At 74.7% G+C, this 18,722-nt stretch carries 20 protein-coding genes and 1 pseudogene; 6 read left to right on the top strand and 15 right to left on the bottom strand.

All coding sequences use genetic code 11. The features are described 5' to 3' along the window. Positions 1–25 precede the first annotated feature (25 nt). Positions 26–745, bottom strand: coding sequence for a GntR family transcriptional regulator (locus ACWDVG_RS26320; RefSeq protein ID WP_451702536.1), 720 nt, complete (start codon positions 743–745; stop codon positions 26–28). A gap of 139 nt (positions 746–884) precedes the next feature. Between ACWDVG_RS26320 and ACWDVG_RS26315 the strand changes: the two genes are divergently transcribed. Then, positions 885–1,976: a Gfo/Idh/MocA family protein gene (locus ACWDVG_RS26315; RefSeq protein ID WP_451702512.1), complete on the top strand. Its 1,092-nt coding sequence runs from the start codon at positions 885–887 to the stop codon at positions 1,974–1,976. On the opposite strand, the gene ACWDVG_RS26310 is transcribed toward ACWDVG_RS26315, so the two are convergent. The 4 genes and pseudogenes from ACWDVG_RS26310 to ACWDVG_RS26295 form a co-directional block, all read right to left on the bottom strand. Then, positions 1,965–2,390 (bottom strand): PaaI family thioesterase, encoded by a 426-nt coding sequence (locus ACWDVG_RS26310; RefSeq protein ID WP_451702509.1) that lies wholly within the window; start codon positions 2,388–2,390, stop codon positions 1,965–1,967. The two genes, ACWDVG_RS26315 and ACWDVG_RS26310, sit on opposite strands and share 12 nt — an antisense overlap. 4 nt (positions 2,391–2,394) lie before the next feature. Further along, entirely contained in the window at positions 2,395–3,573 is a 1,179-nt protein-coding gene (locus ACWDVG_RS26305) for a cytochrome P450 family protein (RefSeq protein WP_451702506.1), read from the bottom strand. Between the two features lie 9 nt (positions 3,574–3,582). Then, positions 3,583–4,271 (bottom strand): annotated as a pseudogene (locus ACWDVG_RS26300) (response regulator). Beyond that, a complete protein-coding gene (locus ACWDVG_RS26295) occupies positions 4,268–5,479 on the bottom strand; it encodes a sensor histidine kinase (protein ID WP_451702504.1) in 1,212 nt (403 codons plus the stop codon). Before ACWDVG_RS26295 ends, ACWDVG_RS26300 begins: the two are co-directional and overlap by 4 nt. Positions 5,480–5,624: 145 nt before the next feature. Here ACWDVG_RS26295 and ACWDVG_RS26290 point away from each other — a divergent pair, with 145 nt between their 5' ends. After that, positions 5,625–5,846: a hypothetical protein gene (locus ACWDVG_RS26290; RefSeq protein ID WP_451702502.1), complete on the top strand. Its 222-nt coding sequence runs from the start codon at positions 5,625–5,627 to the stop codon at positions 5,844–5,846. 78 nt (positions 5,847–5,924) lie between these two features. On the opposite strand, the gene ACWDVG_RS26285 is transcribed toward ACWDVG_RS26290, so the two are convergent. Together ACWDVG_RS26285 and ACWDVG_RS26280 are read right to left on the bottom strand one after the other, a co-directional pair. Then, entirely contained in the window at positions 5,925–6,278 is a 354-nt protein-coding gene (locus tag ACWDVG_RS26285) for a hypothetical protein (RefSeq protein WP_451702501.1), read from the bottom strand. Positions 6,279–6,289: 11 nt separating this feature from the next. Next, on the bottom strand, positions 6,290–7,225 hold the full coding sequence (locus ACWDVG_RS26280; protein ID WP_451702499.1) for a DMT family transporter: 936 nt from the start codon (positions 7,223–7,225) through the stop codon (positions 6,290–6,292). A gap of 265 nt (positions 7,226–7,490) precedes the next feature. Here ACWDVG_RS26280 and ACWDVG_RS26275 point away from each other — a divergent pair, with 265 nt between their 5' ends. Continuing rightward, entirely contained in the window at positions 7,491–8,231 is a 741-nt protein-coding gene (locus ACWDVG_RS26275; protein ID WP_451702497.1) for an SDR family oxidoreductase, read from the top strand. Positions 8,232–8,545: 314 nt separating this feature from the next. Here ACWDVG_RS26275 and alc read toward each other — a convergent pair whose 3' ends face one another. Next, positions 8,546–9,661 (bottom strand): allantoicase, encoded by a 1,116-nt coding sequence (gene alc / locus ACWDVG_RS26270; protein ID WP_451702495.1) that lies wholly within the window; start codon positions 9,659–9,661, stop codon positions 8,546–8,548. A gap of 1 nt (position 9,662) precedes the next feature. After that, positions 9,663–10,997, bottom strand: a complete 1,335-nt coding sequence (gene allB, locus ACWDVG_RS26265; RefSeq protein WP_451702534.1) for an allantoinase AllB — start codon at positions 10,995–10,997, stop codon at positions 9,663–9,665. 329 nt (positions 10,998–11,326) lie between these two features. Between allB and ACWDVG_RS26260 the strand changes: the two genes are divergently transcribed. Further along, on the top strand, positions 11,327–12,127 hold the full coding sequence (locus tag ACWDVG_RS26260; RefSeq protein WP_451702493.1) for an IclR family transcriptional regulator: 801 nt from the start codon (positions 11,327–11,329) through the stop codon (positions 12,125–12,127). A 26-nt stretch (positions 12,128–12,153) separates the two neighbouring features. Here ACWDVG_RS26260 and ACWDVG_RS26255 read toward each other — a convergent pair whose 3' ends face one another. Both ACWDVG_RS26255 and ACWDVG_RS26250 read right to left on the bottom strand, forming a co-directional pair. Continuing rightward, positions 12,154–12,825, bottom strand: a complete 672-nt coding sequence (locus tag ACWDVG_RS26255; protein WP_451702491.1) for an ABC transporter ATP-binding protein — start codon at positions 12,823–12,825, stop codon at positions 12,154–12,156. Further along, positions 12,822–13,904 (bottom strand): ABC transporter permease, encoded by a 1,083-nt coding sequence (locus tag ACWDVG_RS26250; RefSeq protein ID WP_451702489.1) that lies wholly within the window; start codon positions 13,902–13,904, stop codon positions 12,822–12,824. Before ACWDVG_RS26250 ends, ACWDVG_RS26255 begins: the two co-directional genes overlap by 4 nt. A 112-nt stretch (positions 13,905–14,016) precedes the next feature. On the opposite strand from ACWDVG_RS26250, the gene ACWDVG_RS26245 reads away from it, so the two are divergent. Together ACWDVG_RS26245 and ACWDVG_RS26240 are read left to right on the top strand one after the other, a co-directional pair. After that, entirely contained in the window at positions 14,017–15,177 is a 1,161-nt protein-coding gene (locus ACWDVG_RS26245) for a histidine kinase (RefSeq protein WP_451702488.1), read from the top strand. Then, positions 15,174–15,800 carry a response regulator gene (locus ACWDVG_RS26240; RefSeq protein ID WP_451702487.1) on the top strand — a complete coding sequence of 209 codons (627 nt, stop codon included), beginning with the start codon at positions 15,174–15,176 and terminating at the stop codon, positions 15,798–15,800. Before ACWDVG_RS26245 ends, ACWDVG_RS26240 begins: the two co-directional genes overlap by 4 nt. 84 nt (positions 15,801–15,884) lie before the next feature. Here the strand turns inward: ACWDVG_RS26240 and ACWDVG_RS26235 are convergent, their stop codons facing one another. The 4 genes from ACWDVG_RS26235 to ACWDVG_RS26220 form a co-directional block, all read right to left on the bottom strand. Beyond that, positions 15,885–16,091, bottom strand: a complete 207-nt coding sequence (locus tag ACWDVG_RS26235; RefSeq protein WP_451702485.1) for a hypothetical protein — start codon at positions 16,089–16,091, stop codon at positions 15,885–15,887. Between the two features lie 122 nt (positions 16,092–16,213). Next, positions 16,214–16,603 (bottom strand): amphi-Trp domain-containing protein, encoded by a 390-nt coding sequence (locus tag ACWDVG_RS26230; RefSeq protein ID WP_451702483.1) that lies wholly within the window; start codon positions 16,601–16,603, stop codon positions 16,214–16,216. Positions 16,604–16,645: 42 nt separating this feature from the next. Further along, positions 16,646–16,843 (bottom strand): hypothetical protein, encoded by a 198-nt coding sequence (locus ACWDVG_RS26225; protein ID WP_451702481.1) that lies wholly within the window; start codon positions 16,841–16,843, stop codon positions 16,646–16,648. 97 nt (positions 16,844–16,940) lie between these two features. Beyond that, positions 16,941–18,578, bottom strand: a complete 1,638-nt coding sequence (locus tag ACWDVG_RS26220; protein WP_451702479.1) for an MFS transporter — start codon at positions 18,576–18,578, stop codon at positions 16,941–16,943. Between the last annotated feature and the right edge of the window lie 144 nt (positions 18,579–18,722).

Below are 18,722 nucleotides of genomic sequence, written 5' to 3'. Positions count from 1 at the left end.
GGGGTTGCCGCGGCTCGCGGCGGGGCTACGGACGGACCATCAGCTGGAACTCGAAGGAGTAGCGGCCGGCCCGGTAGAGGTGCGCTCCGTACTCGACCGCGCGGCCCGTGTCGTCGAAGGTGGTGCGTCCCATGGTGAGGAGGGGGGCGCCCTCCCGCTCGTCGAGCAGGGCCGCCTCCTCGGCGGTCGCGGCGCGGGCGCCGACGGTCTGGCGGGCGCTGTGCAGGGTGCGGGCGGCGGAGCGGAGCAGCCGGTAGAGGCCGGTGGTGGCCAGCTCCTCGCTGTCGGCGGCGAGGAGCCCGGCGGGCAGGTGGTTGCGGAGGTACGCCATGGGCTCGCCGTGCGCGGTGCGGAGCCGTTCGAGGTAGTGGACCTCGGTGCCCTCGGGTACGCGGAGGGCGGCGGCGACCTCGGCGGTGGCGGGTTCGAGGCGGTCGACGAGGACGCGGGTCGCGGGGCGGTGCCCGGCCGCCTCCAGGTCGTCGAAGAGGCTGCTCAGCTCCAGGGGGCGGCGGACGGTGCTGTGGACGACCTGGGTGCCGACGCCCCGGCGGCGGACGAGGAGGCCCTTGTCGACGAGGGTGTGGATGGCCTGGCGGACGGTGGGGCGGGAGAGGCCGAGGCGGGTGGCGAGGTCGATCTCGTTGCCGAGGAGCGTGCCCGGGGTGAGGGTCCCGTTCGCCACCGCGCTCTCCAGCTGCTGGGCGAGCTGGAAGTAGAGCGGGACCGGGCTGCCGCGGTCCACGGCGAGCGGGGGCAGGGAGGAGCCGGGCTGCTTGGACACGCGTGGGAGCGTAGCCCCGCGCGCCGGGGACGGGAAGCCGTGCCGTCCGTTTGTCCTGACAAACCTTGACAGCGCGGACGGGCGCCTCCACGGTGGGCGCATGCGCATCGGACTGATCGGTACGGGACGGATCGGCGGTTTCCACGCGGGTGTGCTGGCCCGCCATCCGGCGGTCGGGGCGCTGGTCCTGGCGGACGCGGACCCGCTCCGGGCGGCCGGGGTCGCGCGGGTGCTCGGCGCGCGGGCCGTGCCCGACGTGGACGCGCTGCTCGGGCAGCCGCTCGACGCGGTGGTGATCGCCTCGGCGACGGCCGCGCACGCGGAGCTGATCGCGCGGGTGGCCGGGGCCGGTCTGCCGGCCTTCTGCGAGAAGCCGATCGCGCTGGACGTGCCGGGGACGCGGGCGGCGCTCGCGGCGGTGGCGGCGGCGGGGACGGAGCTCCAGCTCGGCTTCATGCGCCGCTTCGACGCCGGATACCGGGCGGCCAGGGAGGCGGTGCGCGCGGGGCGGCTCGGCCGGCTGCACACGGTGCGCGCGGTCACCTCCGACCCGGAGCCGCCGCCCGCCGCGTACCTGCCGCTCTCCGGCGGACTCTTCCGCGACTGTCTCGTGCACGACTTCGACGTCGTCCGCTGGGTGACCGGCCGGGAGGTCGTGGAGGTCTACGCGACCGGAGCGGACGCGGGCCCCGCCATGTTCCGCGCGGCGGGTGACGTGGACACGGCGGCCGCGCTGCTCACCCTGGACGACGGGACGCTGGTGACGGCGACCGCGACCCGCTGCAACGGCGCCGGGTACGACGTGCGGATGGAGCTGGCGGGCGACCGGGACCAGATCGCGGTGGGCCTGGACGACCGCACGCCGCTGGCCTCCGTCGAACCGCAGGGCCCGGCCGCGCCGGTCAAGCCCTGGCCGGGGTTCCTGGAGCGGTTCGCCCCGGCGTACGAGGCCGAGCTGGACGCCTTCGTACGGCTGGTGCGCGGCGAGGCGGCGAACCCCTGCGACGGCCGGGAGGCCCTGGCGGCGCTGCGCATCGCCGAGGCGTGCGAGCGCTCGCGCCGGGAGCGCCGCCCGGTGCGGCTCACCGAGGTCGGCGGGGCGGCGGCGGGCGGGCCGACGGTGGGCGGGGCGGTGGGCGGGCGCGCCGTGGACGGGCCGGCGGTGGGCGGCGGGGCTGGGTCAGCCGGCTGACAGCACCGTGCCCTGGGCGACCGCGCACAGGGTCTCCGTGCCGTGCTCGTCGACGGTCGACAGGTCGCACCGCACCACCGCCTGGCGTCTTCCGGCGTGGACCACCTCCGCCCGGGCCCGCAGCACGCCGTCCGTCGCGGGCCGCACGTACTGGATGGAGAACCCCGCCGTCAGCACGGCCGCGCCGAGCTCCGCGCCCGCGGCGAACGTGATCGCGTTGTCCGCCGCGTACGACAGCACCCCGCCGTGCAGGAAGCCGTTCTGCTGTCTCAGCTCCTCGCGGTGGTCCACCTCCAGGACCGCCCGGCCCTCGCCGAACGCGGTGAGGCGCGCGCCGACGAAGCGGCTGAACGGCTGCGCGTCGAGGACCTTTCGGGCGAGGTCGAGGTCGAGGGCGGGGTTCTGGTCGCTCAAGGCTTCACCACCGGACGGGGAGACGACGGGTCCCGCGCATGAGCATGCCGGGCAACCACTCCAACGGACCGGCACCCGTGTCGAGTTCCAGCCCCGGGAAACGGTCGAGGACCGTCCGGAGCGCGACCTGCGCCTCCAGGCGGGCGAGCGGGGCGCCCAGGCAGTAGTGGATGCCGTGCCCAAAGGCGAGGTGGCCGCGCGGGTCACGGGTGATGTCGAAGCGGTCGGGGTCGGGGAAGCGCTCGGGGTCGCGGCCGCCCGCGGCGAGGGAGACGAGGACCGGCTCGTACGCGGGAATCACCGTCTCCCCGACCGCCACGGCCTCCCGGCTGAACCGGAACGTGGCCGTCTCCACCGGCCCCTCCCAGCGCAGCGTCTCCTCGATCAGGCCGTCGAGCAGGCCGGGATCGGCCCGGAGCGCGGCACGCTGACCGGGGTGGGTGAGCAGCGCCCGTACGGCGTTGGCGATGAGGTTCACGGTCGTCTCGTGGCCCGCGAGCAGCAGAAGGTAGGCCAGGCCGCGCAGTTCGGGGAGCGACAGCCGGTCGCCGTCCTCGGCCCGGGCGGTGATCAGGGCGGAGAGCAGGTCGTCGGTGGGCCCGGCGGCCCGCTTGTCCTCCACGAGTTCGCCGAGGTAGGCGGCGAGGCTCTCGATCGCCTCCCGCTCGGGTTCCGCTCCGCTGGGCGCGACGATCTCGTTCGACCAGCGGCGGAAGGCGTCGCGGTCGGCCGCCGGGACACCGAGGAGTTCGCAGATGACGGTGATGGGCAGGGGGAAGGCGAGGGCGTCGACGAGGTCGGCGCGCCCGGCCGGTTCCATCGCGTCGAGGAGGTCGTCGGTGAGCCGCTGGACGCGGGGCCTGAGCGACTCGACGCGCCGCCCGGTGAACTCCCCGGCGATGAGCCGGCGCAGCCGGGTGTGGTCGGGCGGGTCGAGGACCAGCAGGTTGGGGCCGATGAGCTCCTCGTCGAGCATGGTCGTCCCCAGCACGGACGGCGACTTGGACAGCCTCGGGTCGCTCAGCGCGGCCCTCGCCTCCTCGTGGCCGACGACCAGCCAGACCACGGCCCCGTCGGGCGTGCGCACCCGGTGGACCGGGCCGGCCGCACGCATCTTCTCGTAGTACGGGTAAGGGTTCGCGGTGAAGTCCGCGCCGTACTCCCCCAGATCGATGACGGACATCGTCCGAGCCTAGACGCCGTCCTCGTCGGCCGACAGACCGGCCTCGTGCACCAGGAGGGCGCTCTGCACGCGGTTGTTGAGGCCGAGCCGGGCCAGGATCCGGGAGACGTACGTCTTGACGGTGGGCACGCCCATGTAGAGACCGGCGGCGATCTCTGCGTTGGAGTGGCCGCGGCCGACGGCGACGGCCACCTCCCGCTCCCGGTCGGTGAGTTCGTCGAGGCGGGCGGCGGCGGCCGCGCGGCCGGGGGCGGCGGCGTGCGGGGACGGGGGCTGCTCCCCCGCGACGTGGCTCATGAGCTGGCGGGTGACGGCCGGGGAGAGGACCGGTTCGCGGCCGCGACGCGGCGGACGGCCGCGACGATCTCGGCGGGCGGGGTGTCCTTGAGGACGAACCCGGCGGCCCCGGCGCGCAGGGCGCGCAGGACCTGTGCGTCGGCGTGGAAGGTGGTGAGCACGACGACCTCGGGGGCGCCGGGAAGGGCGCGGAGGCGTTCGGTGGCGGTGAGCCCGTCGACGCGCGGCATGCGGATGTCCATGAGGACGACGTCGGGGGCGAGCCGCTCGACGAGGTCGGGGACGTCACCGCCGTCGGCCCCCTCGCCGACGAGTTCGATGTCCTCGGCGCCGCCGAGCATGAGGGCGAGTCCCGCGCGGACGAGGGGGTCGTCGTCGACGACGAGCAGCCGGATGGTCATGCGGGCCACGGTAGCCAGGCGTGCAGCGCGAAGCCGCCGTCGGGGGCCGGTCCGTGCTCCAGGCGGCCGCCGGCGAGGGCGGCGCGCTCGGTGAGGCCGATGAGGCCCTGGCCGGAGCCGGGGACGTGCGGGACGGGCCCGGCGGGGGCGGGGTTGCTGATGCCGACGGTGAGGCCCTCGCCGGGGCGGCCGCGGACGGTGACGGTGACCTCGGCGCCGGGTGCGTGCTTGCGTGCGTTGGTGAGGCCCTCCTGGGCGATGCGGTACACGGTGCGGCCGGTGGCGGCGGGGACGCCCGTCGGGTCGTCGACGGTGGAGTCGAGCCGGACCGTCATCCCGGCCTCGCGGGATTCGGCGACGAGGGCGTCGAGGGTGGCGAGCGTGGGCTGGGGCCGGTCGGGGGCGCCGTCCTCCCCCGGGGCGCGCAGCACGCCGATGATCTCGCGGAGGTCCTGGAGGGCCTCGTGGGCGCTGTCGCGGATCACTCCGGCGGCGCGGGCGATCTGTTCGGGCGGGGCGTCGGGCCGGAACTCCAGGGCTCCGGCGTGCACGCTGAGCAGGGTGAGGCGGTGGGCGAGGACGTCGTGCATCTCGCGGGCGATGGCCTCGCGGGCGAGGCGCTGGGCCTGGGCGGCGCGGAGTTCGGCCTCGGCCTCGGCGCGGCGGGCGCGTTCGCGGAGCGCTTCGACGAGCTGGCGCCGGGAGCGGACGAGCATGCCCCAGGCGGTGACGAGGAGGACGAGGAGCAGGCTGAGGACGATGTTGAGCCCGGTCGAGGTCTCGGGGTCGGGGCGGACGAAGACCGAGACGACCGAGCTGACGAGGGCGAGCGCCGCGATCCAGGCGATGTCGCGGAAGGGGCGGCGCACGGCGAGGCTGAAGAGGCTCGCCAGGAGGGCGCCGGCGGCCACGGGGACGACGGTGGCGACGAGGACGAGGGCGATCGTGAGCCCGGCGGGCCACCGGCGGCGGAGCCAGAGGGCGCAGCAGGCGGCGGCGCCGATCACCTGGTCGGTGAGGGCGACGGCCTCGCTGGTGTACTTGGCGCTGGTCTCCGCGGCGAGCACGCCGACGAGCGCGGCGAGCAGGAAGAGGACGGTGTCGACGACCCAGTCGCGGACGGTGCGGCGGGGCGGGGCGGCTCCGTCCCCGCCCGGTTCGGCCAGGTGGGAGGGGAGCAGCCAGCGCTGCCGGTCCGTTGGTGTCATAGCGGCAATGTACGCAGGTCGGGGGCGGTCCTGCGGCCGTGCGGGCCGTCGGGATACCCGAGTCGCTCAGGTCGAGACTTTCGTATCGACGGGGCAAGACGATCGGCGGGCGCGACGGGCGGGGCGGCCCCGGCATGATCGGGCCATGAAGGGATTTCTCGAGGGCCTGGGGGCCCTGCTCGTGGTGGCCGGGGTGTGCGGAGTGATCCGCGAGCTCACGGACGGCTGGTTCAGGTTCGTCGGTCTGACCCGGTTCCTCACGGAGAACGTGGGGTTTCTGGAGGGCCGGGAGCTGTTCGCGAACATCGTCGTGGCGGCCCTGGGTGTGGTCCTCGCGATCGGCGCGAGCCGAATAGCGAAGGGCTGACCCGGCGGGAGCGGGCCGGGCGACGGGCGGGGGTGGCGACCGGGCGGGGGTGGCGACCGGTCAGGCGCTGGCGCGTGGTCAGGCGCTGGCGCGGTCCAGGCGGTTGACCTCGGCCAGGTGCTCGGCCATGCGGTGGGAGACGGAGCCGCTGGTGTAGAGGACGGTGCCGACGACGGTGAGGGGCACGGAGCCGCCGAGGAGGGCGAGGAGCCCGGGCCAGTCGCGGGACTCGACGCAGTCGTCCTCGTGGACGTATGCGCTGGTGAGGAGCGGGGGGCAGGGGCTGCCGCCGTCGGCGTCGTCGTAGGGGGTGAGGAGGAGGACGGCGAACCAGACCCAGAGCAGTCCCGCCACGGCGAGCAGGCCGAGGCCCCAGCCCTGGGTGCGCCGTGCGCGGGCGCGGAACGCGTTGTCGTAGACGAGTGAGCGCATGGTCGTTGAACCTATCGGGCGTCGCTGTCCACGGCGCGGCGGCCCCAGGTGGTGCCCGCGAGGACGAGGGCGGCGCCGGCCAGCCCGAGGGCGCCGGGGCGGTCTCCGGCGACGGCGATGCCCGCGGCGGCGGCCCAGAGGGGCTCGGTGCCGAGGAGGAGGCTGACGCGGGACGGAGAGGTGCGGCGGACGGCCCACATCTGCACGAAGAACGCGAAGAGCGTGCAGAAGACGGAGAGGAAGAGGAGCCCGGCCCATTCGCGGGGGCCGAAGTCGAGGGCCACGGCCCAGGGCGAGGCGCCGGTGCCGGGAAGGGCGGCGATCATCGCGAAGACGGCGACGGCGGAGCCGAGCTGGACGGTGGTGAGGGAGAGGGAGTCGGCCGACGCGACGGCCTTGATGCGGGCCATGGCGAGGACGTGGACGGTACGGGCGAGGGCGGCGAGCAGCATGAGGAGGTCGCCGAGGGAGGGGGCGGTGAACCCGCCGCCCTGGGTGAGCAGGACGACGCCCGCGACGGAGAGCGCGGCCGCGGCGAGGAAGGCCCGGGGCGGCCGGACCCGGGTGACGGCGGCCTCGGCGAGCGGGGTGAAGATCATGGTCAGGCTGATGATCAGGCCCGCGTTGGTGGCGGAGGTGTGGACGACGCCGTACGTCTCCAGGAGGAAGATCCCGCTGAGGATCAGACCGAGGACGCCGGCGCCGCGCCACTGGGCCGGGGTGAGGGCCCGCAGCCGCCGCAGCCCGGCGGCGACGAGGACGGGCAGCACGACCGCGAAGCGCAGGACGAGGACGGCGACGACGGTGTGGGTGGTGGTGATGCCCTTGGCGGCGAGGTAGCTGGCGCCCCAGACGACGGCGACGAGCAGCACCGGAAGGTCGGTGAGCCAGGCGCGGCGGGGGGCGTCGAACGGTACGGACGCGGCGATCGGGGACGAGGCTGCCATGGCGGGCCGGTTCTCCAACTGTGGGGGCGGTGGTGGAGACTTCGGCGGCTCGCACGGGGAGGATCACCGTACCGGGACAGGCCCGTGGTGGCTACACCTTTCAGTGGCTGCCGTGCTCGGGGCGGCCCGCGCGCCGGTAGGTGGGGGACGGACGCCTTCGATGAAGGGGAGGCGGATCTCGGTGTCCGATTCCTGCCAGCGCGGGGCCACCCGGCGACCGTTTCATTGAACCCGCAAGCACACGGTTGTTTTACGGAGGTTCGGGATGTCCACGATGAACGGTGCGGCGGTGCTGGTGACGGGCGGCAGCCGGGGGATCGGAGCGGCCACGGCCCTCCGCCTGGCCCGGGAGGGCGCGGACGTCGCCTTCACGTACGTCCGGGACGAGGCGCGGGCCAAGGAGGTGGCCGCGCGGATCGAGGCGTACGGCCGCAAGGCGTTTCCGCTGCGGGCCGACGCGGCGGACGCGGGGGACGCGGCGGGTGCGGTGGAGTGGGCGGCCGACGCCCTCGGCCGGCTCGACGTGCTGGTGAACAACGCGGGGGTGGGCGTCCTCGGCCCGTTGGAGTCGCTTCCCCTGACGGAGGTGGACCGGGTTCTCGCGGTGAACGTCCGCGGGGTTTTCCTGGCCTCGCAGGCCGCGGCGGCCCGCATGGGCGAGGGCGGGCGGATCGTCACGATCGGCACGTGCATGGTGACGCGGGTGCCCGGTCCCGGCGGCACCCTGTACGCCACGAGCAAGGCGGCCCTCGTGGGCCTGACGAAGGCGCTGGCGCGCGAGCTCGGCGCCCGCGGCATCACGGCGAACCTCGTCCACCCGGGCCCGATCGACACGGAGATGAACCCGGCCGACGGCCCGTACGCCCCCGGCCAGTCGGCGATGACGGCACTGGGCCGGTTCGGCACCCCGGAGGAGGTGGCCTCCACGGTCGCCTTCCTCGCGGGCCCGGACGCGCGCTACGTGACGGGCGCCGAGTTCGCGGTGGACGGCGGCCACGCCGCCTGACCCCGCGCGGTCACGCCCCGAGCGAGCGAGCCGAAGGGCGCCGACGGGGGAACGGCGGCGAGCGCGCGGAGCCTCGCGAGGAACGAGGGAGGCGAGCACGCACGACGCCGTGAGCCCGGCACAAGGCGCCCGGAGGCGAGCCGAGCCGTAAAAAGGGGCCCCGAGCCGAGCCGCAGAAGAGCAGGGCGCGCCGGTGCTGTCGGGCCGGCGCGCCCTCGCGGGCCGGGCGGGGTGTCGTACCCGCCCGGCGGGTGGCCCGGCCCGGCGGGCGGGGGCGAGCGGTGTCGGCCGCTCGGCCCCGGCCCGCCGGGGCGTCAGCCGCCCAGCTCCTGGTGGCGGGCGGTCAGCCGCGCCGCCCCGGCCTCCGTGAGGGAGCCGAAGAGACGGAGGCGGGAGATGCCGCCGTCGGGGTAGATGTCGATCCGTACGCGGGAGCCGACCGCCGGGGCGTCCAGGACGAACCGGTGGTTGGTGTCGGGCTGGAGGCGCGTGCGGGGCAGGATCTCGGTCCACTCCTCGGAGCCCTCGGCGGCGACGGAGAGGGCGGCCCAGCCCGCGCTGTTGCCCTTGAGGTACGCGGTGTCGATCTCGACGGCGCGGATCTCGGACTCGGCGGCCAGGCTGTAGCGGATCCAGTCGTTGCCCTTGTCGCGGCGGCGCCGGGTCTCCCAGCCGTCGTCCATCTTGCGGGAGCGCCCCGGCTGGATGGTGTTGGTGGCCGGGGAGTAGAAGCGGTCGGAGGCGTCCTCGACCTGGCCGCCGTTCTCGAGCGCGGCGAGGTCGAAGGTGCCGAGGACGGCCAGCCACGCGGGGTCGGGGGCGACCTCGCCGTACACGCGGAGGCGGGCGATGCCGCCGTCGGGGTGCTGGTTGACCCGCAGGTGGGTGAAGCGCTGCTCGACGTCAACGGCGAAGCCGTTGGCGGCGTGGCCGCCGACGGCGGTGCGCGGGACGAGGGTCGTCCACTTCACGTCGTCGGCGAGGAGCTGCTCGGGCGAGGGCGAGCCGGGGACGGAGGTGGCCTCGACGGACACGGCCTGCGGGTAGTTTCCGCGGAAGTGGGCGGTGTCCAGGACGATGCCGCGTACGACGCCGGGGGCGCCGAGCCGGACGAGCGCCCAGTCGTGGTCGTCCTCGGTGGGGTGGGGCTGCGCGGCGGAGACGCCGCGGCGGCGCCGGGTCTCCCAGCCGTCCATGATCTTGCCCTTGTGGCCGAAGTGCTCGGGGTCGAACTCCGCGGCCTCGGGCTTGAGGAGGTTCTCGCGCTCGGCGAAGAACTCGTCGTTGGCGGCGATCACGCCCGCGCCGAGGCGCCGGTCGGCGAGGTCGGCGTACTGGGCGAAGGGGAAGTCCGCGGTGCGGTAGTCGGCGTAGGGGTCGCCGCCGCCGTAGGGGCTGGCGTCACCGGTGAAGCGGGGTATGGCGGACACGTCAGTTGTTCCTTTCGAGGAGGCGGCCGGCGGGTTCGGTGAGCGTGCCGCGGTCGTTGATCCGCTGTCCGCGCAGCCAGGTGGAGGTGACGACGCCGCTGAGGGTCTTGCCCGCGTAGGCGGTGATCCGGTTGCGGTGCTGGAGTTCGGCCGGGTCGACGGTGAAGGTGGCGTCGGGGTCCAGGACCGCGAAGTCCGCGTCCCGTCCGGCCTCGATCGCGCCCTTGCGGGTCAGGCCGGCGAGTGCGGCGGGTCCGGCCGACATCCAGCGCGCGACGTCCTCCAGGGTGTGGCCGCGGCGGCGCGCCTCGGTCCAGATGGCGGGGAGGCCGAGCTGGAGGGAGGAGATGCCGCCCCAGGCGGAGGAGAAGTCCGGGGTCTTCAGGTCGGCGGTGGACGGAGAGTGGTCGGAGACGATGCAGTCGATCACTCCGTCGGCGAGGCCCTGCCAGAGCGCGTCCTGGTTCACCGACTCGCGGATCGGCGGACAGCACTTGAACTCGGTGGCGCCGTCGGGGATCTCCTCGGCGGTCAGCGTGAGGAAGTGCGGGCACGACTCGACCGTGATCTTCACGCCCTCGGCCCTGGCGGCGGCCAGCAGGGGCAGCGCGTCCGACGACGACAGGTGCAGGACGTGGACGCGGGCTCCCAGGCGGCGGGCCTGGGCGATCAGGTTCTCGATCGCGGTGTTCTCCGCGTCGCGGGGCCGCGAGGCGAGGAAGTCCGCGTAGTGGGCGGAGGACTTCTGGGGGGCGGCCGCCAGGTGGTGGGGGTCCTCGGCGTGCACGATCATCAGGCCGCCGAACCCGGCGACCTCCGCGAGCGAGGTGGCCAGCTGCTCCTGGTCCAGCTCCGGGAACTCCTCGACGCCGGAGGGCGAGAGGAAGCACTTGAAGCCGTAGACGCCGGCGTCGTGCAGCGGTCGCAGGTGCTTGACGTTGTCCGGCAGGGCGCCGCCCCAGAAGCCGACGTCGACGTGTGCCTTCGGCCTGGCGACGTCCTGCTTCACCCGCAGGTTCTCCACCGTCGTGGTCGGCGGCAGCGAGTTCAGCGGCATGTCGAGCAGCGTGGTGATGCCGCCGGCGGCCGCCGCGCGGGTGGCCGTCCAGAAGCCCTCCCACTCGGTGCGGCCCGGGTCGTTCACGTGGACGTGCGTGTCGACCAGGCCCGGCAGGACCACGTGGTCGCCGACGTCCTCCAGCCGGGCGCCCGACGGCACCTCCGCCTCGTACGGCCACACCGCCGCGATCGTCCCGCCGGCCACGGCGACCGATGCGGGGCGGGTCCCCTCCGGGGTGATGACGCGCGTCGAGCGCAGGACCAGGTTGACGTCCACCCGTACCCCTTCTTCCAACAACTCCAGCAGGAATTTCAACGAACTGTTGAAGGAGTCTTCACTTCCGGACGACATGTCGTCAAGGGCACACTTCCAGCATCGGGCGCCGGCGAACCCGTCTTGGACGTTTCCACGAAGTGGAATGTGAATTTCGTAAGGTAGAACGTAGCTCCCCACAGAGGGCGGCGAACCCGCACCGCCCCCGGCCCTCGCCGACACCGGACAAACACCCCCTGACCGGCCCGGACGGCGACACCGGGACATGTGTCACCCGACCGGCGGCCCGGTAGGCTGCTGCCTTGCCCGCCTGCCTCGAAAGGACCGTTGCCGTGCCGACGTCCAGCGCCAGCACCACCGACGCCGCCAAGCCCGCCGCGAGCGGGGGCGTCCAGTCCCTTGAGCGTGCCTTCGACCTCCTGGAGCGGATGGCCGACGCCGGGGGCGAGGTCGGCCTGAGCGAACTCTCCGCCAGCAGCGGACTCCCCCTGCCCACCATCCACCGGCTGATGCGGACCCTCGTCGCCTGCGGGTACGTGCGCCAGCAGCCCAACCGCCGGTACGCGCTCGGACCCCGCCTCATCCGGCTCGGCGAGTCCGCTTCCCGCCTCCTCGGCACCTGGGCCCGCCCCTACCTCGCCCGGCTCGTCGAGGAGACCGGCGAGACCGCGAACATGGCCCTGCTCGACGGGGACGAGATCGTGTACGTCGCGCAGGTGCCGTCCAAGCACTCCATGCGCATGTTCACCGAGGTCGGACGCCGGGTCCTCCCCCACTCCACCGGCGTCGGCAAGGCGCTCCTCGCCCACACCCCGGCGGAGGAGGTGCGCGCGCTCCTCGCCCGCACCGGGATGCCCGCGGCGACCGAGAAGACCATCACCACGCCCGAGGGGTTCCTCGCCGCGCTGGAGGCGGTCCGGGAGACCGGGTACGCCGTCGACGACAACGAGCAGGAGATAGGGGTGCGGTGCCTCGCGGTGTCCGTCCCCGACTCCCCCACGGCCGCGGCGATCTCGATCTCGGGACCGGCCGGACGCGTCACCGAGGCGGCCACGGAGAAGATCGTCCCGATCCTCCAGGAGGTCGCCCGCGAGCTCTCCACGGCCCTCACCACGACGACGCCCCCCGCGTAGCGACCCCGCCGGGGATCCTCCGGGGCTCAGGACGACGCCAGGCGGCCGTCCTGGGCCCTGAGCGTGCGGGTGGCGTGCGGGAGGTGTGCCGGATCGTGGGTGACGAGCACCGTCGCCGTCCCCCGCTCCCGGGTCAGGGCCGCGAGCAGCTCCACCACCGCCGCCCCCCGCTCATGGTCCAGCGCGCTGGTCGGCTCGTCCACCAGCAGCACCGACGGCTCGTTCATCAGCGCCCGCGCGATGTTCACCCGCTGCCGCTGCCCGCCCGACAGCTGGTGCGGCCGCCGGTGCCCCAGGTCCGCGAGGCCCACCGCGTCGAGCAGCTCGACCGCCCGGGTCCGCACGGACTTCGGCGGGCGCCCGGACAGGTGCGCCATGACCTGGAGCTGTTCGAGGGCGGTCAGCGAGGGCAGCAGGTTCGGCTGCTGGAAGACGATCCCGATGTGCTCGCGCCGCAGCTCGGCGCGGGCGGCCGGGGTGAGCGCCCCCGTCTCCGTACCGCCGACGACGACGCGTCCCCGGTCCGGCGTGACGAGGGTGGCGGCCACCGCGAGGAGGCTGGACTTGCCGGAGCCGGAGGGGCCGACGACCGCGGTGAGACCGCCCGCCGGGACGGCGAGGGAGACGGCGTCGAGGGCGGTGAGCCGCCCGTCCCCGTCGGGGTAGGTGAGGGTGACGGCGTCGAGTTCGAGGCTCATCGGACGCTCCCGAGCGCGGTGAGGGGGTCGACGGCGGTGATCCGCCGGACGGAGAGGGCGGCGCCGAGGACGCCGAGGACGCCGAGGACGGCGGCGGGCCCGAGGACGGTGAGCGGCTCCAGGACGAAGGGCACGTTCCCGCCGCTGACGAGCGCGCCGATGCCGGCGGCGAGGCCGGTGCCGAGCAGGGTGCCGGCGGTGAGCATGAGGACGGCCTGGCCGAGGGCGTCCTTCAGGAGGTACGGGGTGGAGGCGCCGAGCGCCTTGAGGACGGCGATGTCGCCGCTGCGCTGGATCGTCCACACGGCGAAGAAGGCCCCTGTGACCAGGGCGGAGATGACGAAGAGGAAGCCGCGCATCAGCTGCAGGGAGCCGTTCTCGGCCTGGTAGGACCCCAGGGCGGTGAGGGCGTCGTCGACGGTCCTCGCCTCGGTGCCGAGGGCCCGGTCGCCGGCCGCCCAGTCGGCGCCGCCGTCGCTTCCGGTGAGCGCGATGACGGTGGCCTGTTCCCGCGGGGTGCCGCCGGTGTGCCCGAGCAGCTGCCAGTCGTCGAGGGAGGTCCACACGACGGGCGTGTGGCTGTACGAGGCGTCGCCGGCGACCGCCGTGACGGTGAGGTGGAGCGGGCCGAGCCGCACCCGCGCCCCTGCCCCGGCGCCGAGTTCCTCGGCCGCGGAGGCGGAGAGGACGGCCGTACCGGGCGCGACGGCGGCGGGCGCGAGCCCGGCGTCCGGTTCGGTGCCGAAGACGGAGACGGCGGCGGTGCGGTCCCCGGCGGCGGCGTCGAGCGTGCGGATGCCGAGCGGCGCGGCGGCCGTGACGCCCGGCCGCCGCGCCCAGCCGCGCCACTGCTCCTCCGTGACCGCGGAGTGGGTGAAGGAGACCGGCCGGCCGGCGGGCGGGGCCGCGAAGGCGAGCCGGTCGGCGGGCAGCCCGGTGATCGCGGAGACGTTCTCCCGCGCGAGCCCGGCGGTGAGCCCGGACAACAGGCCGACGAGCAGGGTGATCAGTACGATCACCGCGCCCATGAGGGTGAACCGCCCCTTGGCGGATCTGAGGTCTTTCCATGCCACGAACATGCCGACCAGAGTGGTCCTCGTGGTCCCCGCGGGGCATCGCGCCTCGGATGGCTCCGGATTCAAACTTTCGGTTGAGCCGGGATCCCCGCGCCCTGTCTACGCTGGGAGGATCATGGATCCCCGCTCGCTCACCCCCGCCCTGCGCGCGCTGCGCCTCTGCCTCCACCTGCTGATGGCGGGGCTGCTGGTGCTCGCCGCGGTGCGGGCGGACTCGGCGGCCGGGACGGCCCTCGCCGCGGTCACGGGAGCGGTCTACGCGGCCGGGACCCTGCTGCCGCCGGTCCGCCGCTCCCCGCGGGCCGCGGCCCTGTGGCTGGGGACGCTCGCCGCGTCCTGGCTGGCGCTGCTCTGGCTCACGCCGGAGGCGCTGTGGGTGGCGTTCCCGCTGTACTTCCTCCAGCTCCACCTGCTGCCGGCGCGCTGGGCGCTGCCGGCCGTCGCGCTGACGGCGGGCGCGGCGATCCTCTCGTACGTGGGACACGGCGCCGCGCCGAATCCGGGGGTCTTCATCGGGCCGCTGCTGGGGGCGGCGGTCGCGGTGGCGACGGTCCTCGGCTACCAGGCGCTGTACCGGGAGAGCGAGCGGCGGCGCAGGCTGATCGAGGAGCTGATCGAGACGCGGGAGGAGCTGGCGGCGGCCGAGCGGCACGCGGGGACGCTCGCCGAGCGGGAGCGGCTCGCGCGGGAGATCCACGACACCCTCGCGCAGGGGCTCTCGTCGATCCAGCTGCTGCTGCGCGCGGCGGAGCGGGCGCTGCCGCCGGGCTCCCCCGCGGCCGGCCACATCGACCGGGCCCGGCAGGCGGCGCAGGACAACCTCGCGGAGGCGCGGCGTTTCGTGCGGGCGCTCTCCCCGCCGGATCTGGCGCACGGTTCGCTCGCGGCGGCGCTCGCGCGGCTGTGCGAGCCGGGCGCCGGGCCGCGGGTCCGCTTCTCGGTGAGCGGGACGCCGGTCGAGCTGCCCACCCCGTACGAGGTGGCGCTGCTGCGGATCGCGCAGTCGGCGCTCGGGAACGCCGTCCGGCACGCCGGGGCCTCGCGGGCGGAGATCACGCTGTCGTTCATGGACGCCTCGGTCACCCTGGACGTGGTGGACGACGGCCGCGGCTTCGACCCCGCCTCCGTGCGGCCCTCCTCGGAGGGCGGCTTCGGGCTTCCGGCGATGCGCTCGCGGGCGGAGTCGCTGGGCGGTTCGTTCACCGTCGAGTCCGCGCCCGGCCAGGGCACGGCCGTCGCCGTCTCCCTCCCCCTCCCCGCCGGAGCCCCCGCATGAGCATCCGACTCCTCCTCGCCGACGACCACCCGGTGGTACGGGCGGGGCTGCGCGCCGTCCTCGACACGGAGCCCGGCTTCGCGGTGGTCGCGGAGGCGGCGACGGCGGAGCGGGCGGTGGAGCTGGCCGCGGCGGGCGGGGTGGACGTGGTCCTGATGGACCTGCAGTTCGGCTCCGGGATGCACGGTTCCGAGGCGACGGCGGCGATCACGGCGCTGCCGGAGGGGCCGAAGGTGCTGGTCCTGACGACGTACGACACGGACGCGGACATCCTGGCGGCGGTGGAGGCGGGGGCCTCGGGCTACCTCCTGAAGGACGCGCCGCCGGAGGAGCTTGCGGCGGCGGTACGGACGGCGGCGGCCGGCCAGTCGGCGCTGGCCCCCGCGGTGGCGCACCGGCTGATGGACCGGATGCGGACGCCCGCGGAGGCGCTGACGAAGCGGGAGCTGGAGGTGCTCCAGCTGGTGGGCGAGGGCCTGTCGAACCAGCAGATCAGCAAGGCGCTGTTCCTGTCCCAGGCGACGGTGAAGTCCCATCTGGTGCACGTCTTCGCCAAGCTGGGCGTGGACTCGCGCACGGCGGCGGTCGCGGCGGCGACCGCCCGGCGGCTGATCCGGCGCTAGCGCCCACGCGGCCGGCGACTGGTCCGGCGCCGACGCCGACGCCCACGCCCACGCCCACGCCCACGCCCACGCCCACCGTCAGGATCAGGCCGTGCAGTCCGACGCGGGCCGTGCGACGTCCAGGAGGTCCTGGAACGACTGCATGCACGGCAGGCAGTGCCGGTCCGTGCTCGTTCCGTCGGCGCCGCGGTCGACGGGCTGACCGCACAGACTGCTGGCCGCCTCCTTGGCGATCACGTGCCAGACCAGAAGTCCGTTGGAACTGTCGGGTGCGATGTGCATCTCGTACATGACGTCTGCCGTTCTCCCGGTGACCGGTTTCCGTTCCACCCAACGCGCTCTCGGCGCCCACCGCACGCGGCCGGGCCGAGCGGGTGAATCGGAAGCACGCTCGTCGCCCGAACGGCCCAGGCTCAGGTGCGCTTCGCGGCGGGACGCCTCGCCCTCCCGGACGCGGTGGACTTGCGGCCGCGGGACGCGGGCGCCTCGGTCTTCGCCGCGGTCCCGGTCTTTCCCTCGGTCCCGGTCTTCGCCGCGGTCCCGGCCTCGGCCTCGCCGTCGACCGGCTCGGTCCCGCCGTCCGTCCGCCACTTCAGCTCGATCTCCAGCTCGATCTCGCCGCCGTCGACCTCGAACTCCACCTCGCTGCGCAGCTCGTCCGGAACCCGCAGGCTCAGCACGCCCTGCCCCAGCGGCAGCTCGGCGTCCTCCCCGGCCCTGAGCGCGCGGGCCAGCGCCTCCAGCTGGTCGGCTGCCTCGGCGCGGGACAGCGAGCTCTTCTGCTCGAACTTCAGGTCCGTCACGGTTACCTCCGGGGTGTGCGGGGGCCGCGCGGGAACGCGCGGTCAATCCGGCAGGCGCCGCAGTTCCACCACGTGCAGGCCGAGCGACTGGAAGCGGGCCAGCAGGCCGTAGAGATGGGCGGGGTCCACGAGGGGGCCGAACAGCACCGTCTGGCCCGAGATCATCACGTGCTCCAGCTCGGGGAAGACGTCGATCAGCGTCTGCGACATGAGCCCGTCGACGCGGATCTCGTACTGCATGGGAGCCCTCCCGAAGACGACTGCCTGAGGCCTGTGCTGCCCGTGGTGTCATGGTCGGCCGCGCGCGCCCCCTCCGTCCTCACCCGGTGCGGGTGACTCACGCGCCCGTGGGGCGGCGCTCTTCCCGGGCCGGTCCGCCCGGCGCCCGGCCCTGGCCCCGCGCGGCGCCGTTCGCACCGGGCAGCCCGCGCGTCACGAGGAAGCTCGCCAGGGTGATGCCGCCGGTCGCGAGAACGGCCGCCTTCAGGCCGTCGAGCTGGGCCTCGGCGTACGACTCGGTGACGGCGTCCACCTCGCCGGGCGGCAGTCCCGCGTCCCGGGCGGCCGAGCGGACCTGGTCCGTGGAGACGAAGCTGACCCCTGCCTCCAGGGCGACGCTCGTCTGCTGCCGCGCCTCCGCCGAGAGGCGCGGGTCGTCCTCCACCTGCCGGGTGAAGGCCTGGGCGAGGGCTCCGATCAGGAGCGAGCCGATCAGGGCCGTACCCAGGGCGGAGCCCAGGTTCTGGGCGGTGAACTGCAGGCCGCCGACCTCGCTGCGCTCCTCCTCCCCCGCGCTGGACTGCACGACGTTGCCGAGCTGCGAGGCGAGCAGGCCCGTCCCCAGGCCGAGCAGCGCCATGGCCGCGAAGAACTGCCCGTCGTCGATGACGGGGTCCACGGTGGCGATCAGCCAGACGATCGAGGCGAGCAGCACCACCAGGGCCACGCGGACGACCCGTCGCGGGCCCGCCCGGCGGCCCAGTCTCGCGCCGCCCAGCGAGGCAACCAGCATGGTCACGGAGACCGGCAGGAGCCGCAGTCCCGTCTCGAAGGCGTCGAGGCCCTGCACCACCTGGAGGTACAGCGGGATGGTGAAGAACAGGCCCAGCAGGATGAGGTTCTGGCTGACGAGGCTCATCAGACCCGAGCTCAGGGCGGGTCTGCGGAACAGGGCGAAGTGGACCAGGGGGTCCTCGCCCCGGGCCTCGCGCCGCTCCTCCCAGGCCCGGAAGAGGTACAGGACGCACAGGCCGGCCGCGACGACGAACAGGGTGGGGGCGAAGCCGAACACCGTGAAGGGCGGGTTGCGCGGCTGCACCCAGCCCCAGCTGCCGCTCTGCAGCACGCCGAGCACGCCGAGCGCCAGGCCCGCGGCGGACAGCACCGCGCCGACGACGTCGAGTCCCGGACGCCGCGCGGCCCGGGGCCCGACCGGGATCGCCTTCCGGCCGAGCAGCACGGCCAGGACCACCACGACCTCGCCCGCGAAGACCAGCCGCCACGTGAGGTACGTCGTCACCCAGCCGCCCAGCAGGGGGCCGACGGCGATGCCGGCGCCGGCCAGGCCGCCGATCACCCCGTACGCGACGGAGCGGTCCCGGCCGCGGTAGGACTCGGCGACCAGGGCCGCCATGGAGGGGAGCACCAGGGCGGCGCCGAGCCCCTCGACGACGGACCAGCCGAGGGCCAGGACCCACAGGGAGGGCGAGACGGCGGTCAGGGCCGAGCCGACGCCGTAGACCGCCATGCCGATCAGGAACACGCGGCGGCGGCCGAGGATGTCCCCGATCCGGCCGCCGATGATCATGAAGGCCGCCATGACCAGGGCGTACAGGGTGATGACGGCCTGGATCGCCGTCACCTCCGTGTCGAAGTCCTCGACCAGCCGGCTGATGGACACGTTCATGACCGAGGTGTCCAGCACCATCAGGAACTGGGCCGTCCCCAGCACGATCAGAGCACGCCAATGTCGCACGGTCGCCACCTCGCCGGGCCTGTCCGCCGGTCCTTCCCGGCGGTACGGGACACGTGCCCGTGCCTCCCATGGCACCCCATGCGGGCGGCGGGCGCCTCACCCGCTCCGGGTGAGGGCCGGGGGTTCGGCGCGGACGACGGTGCG

The organism is Streptomyces sp. NPDC003327, assembly GCF_053589515.1.
Note: the sequence above shows the minus strand (reverse complement) of the source record. Positions and strands in the feature narration are given on the sequence as shown.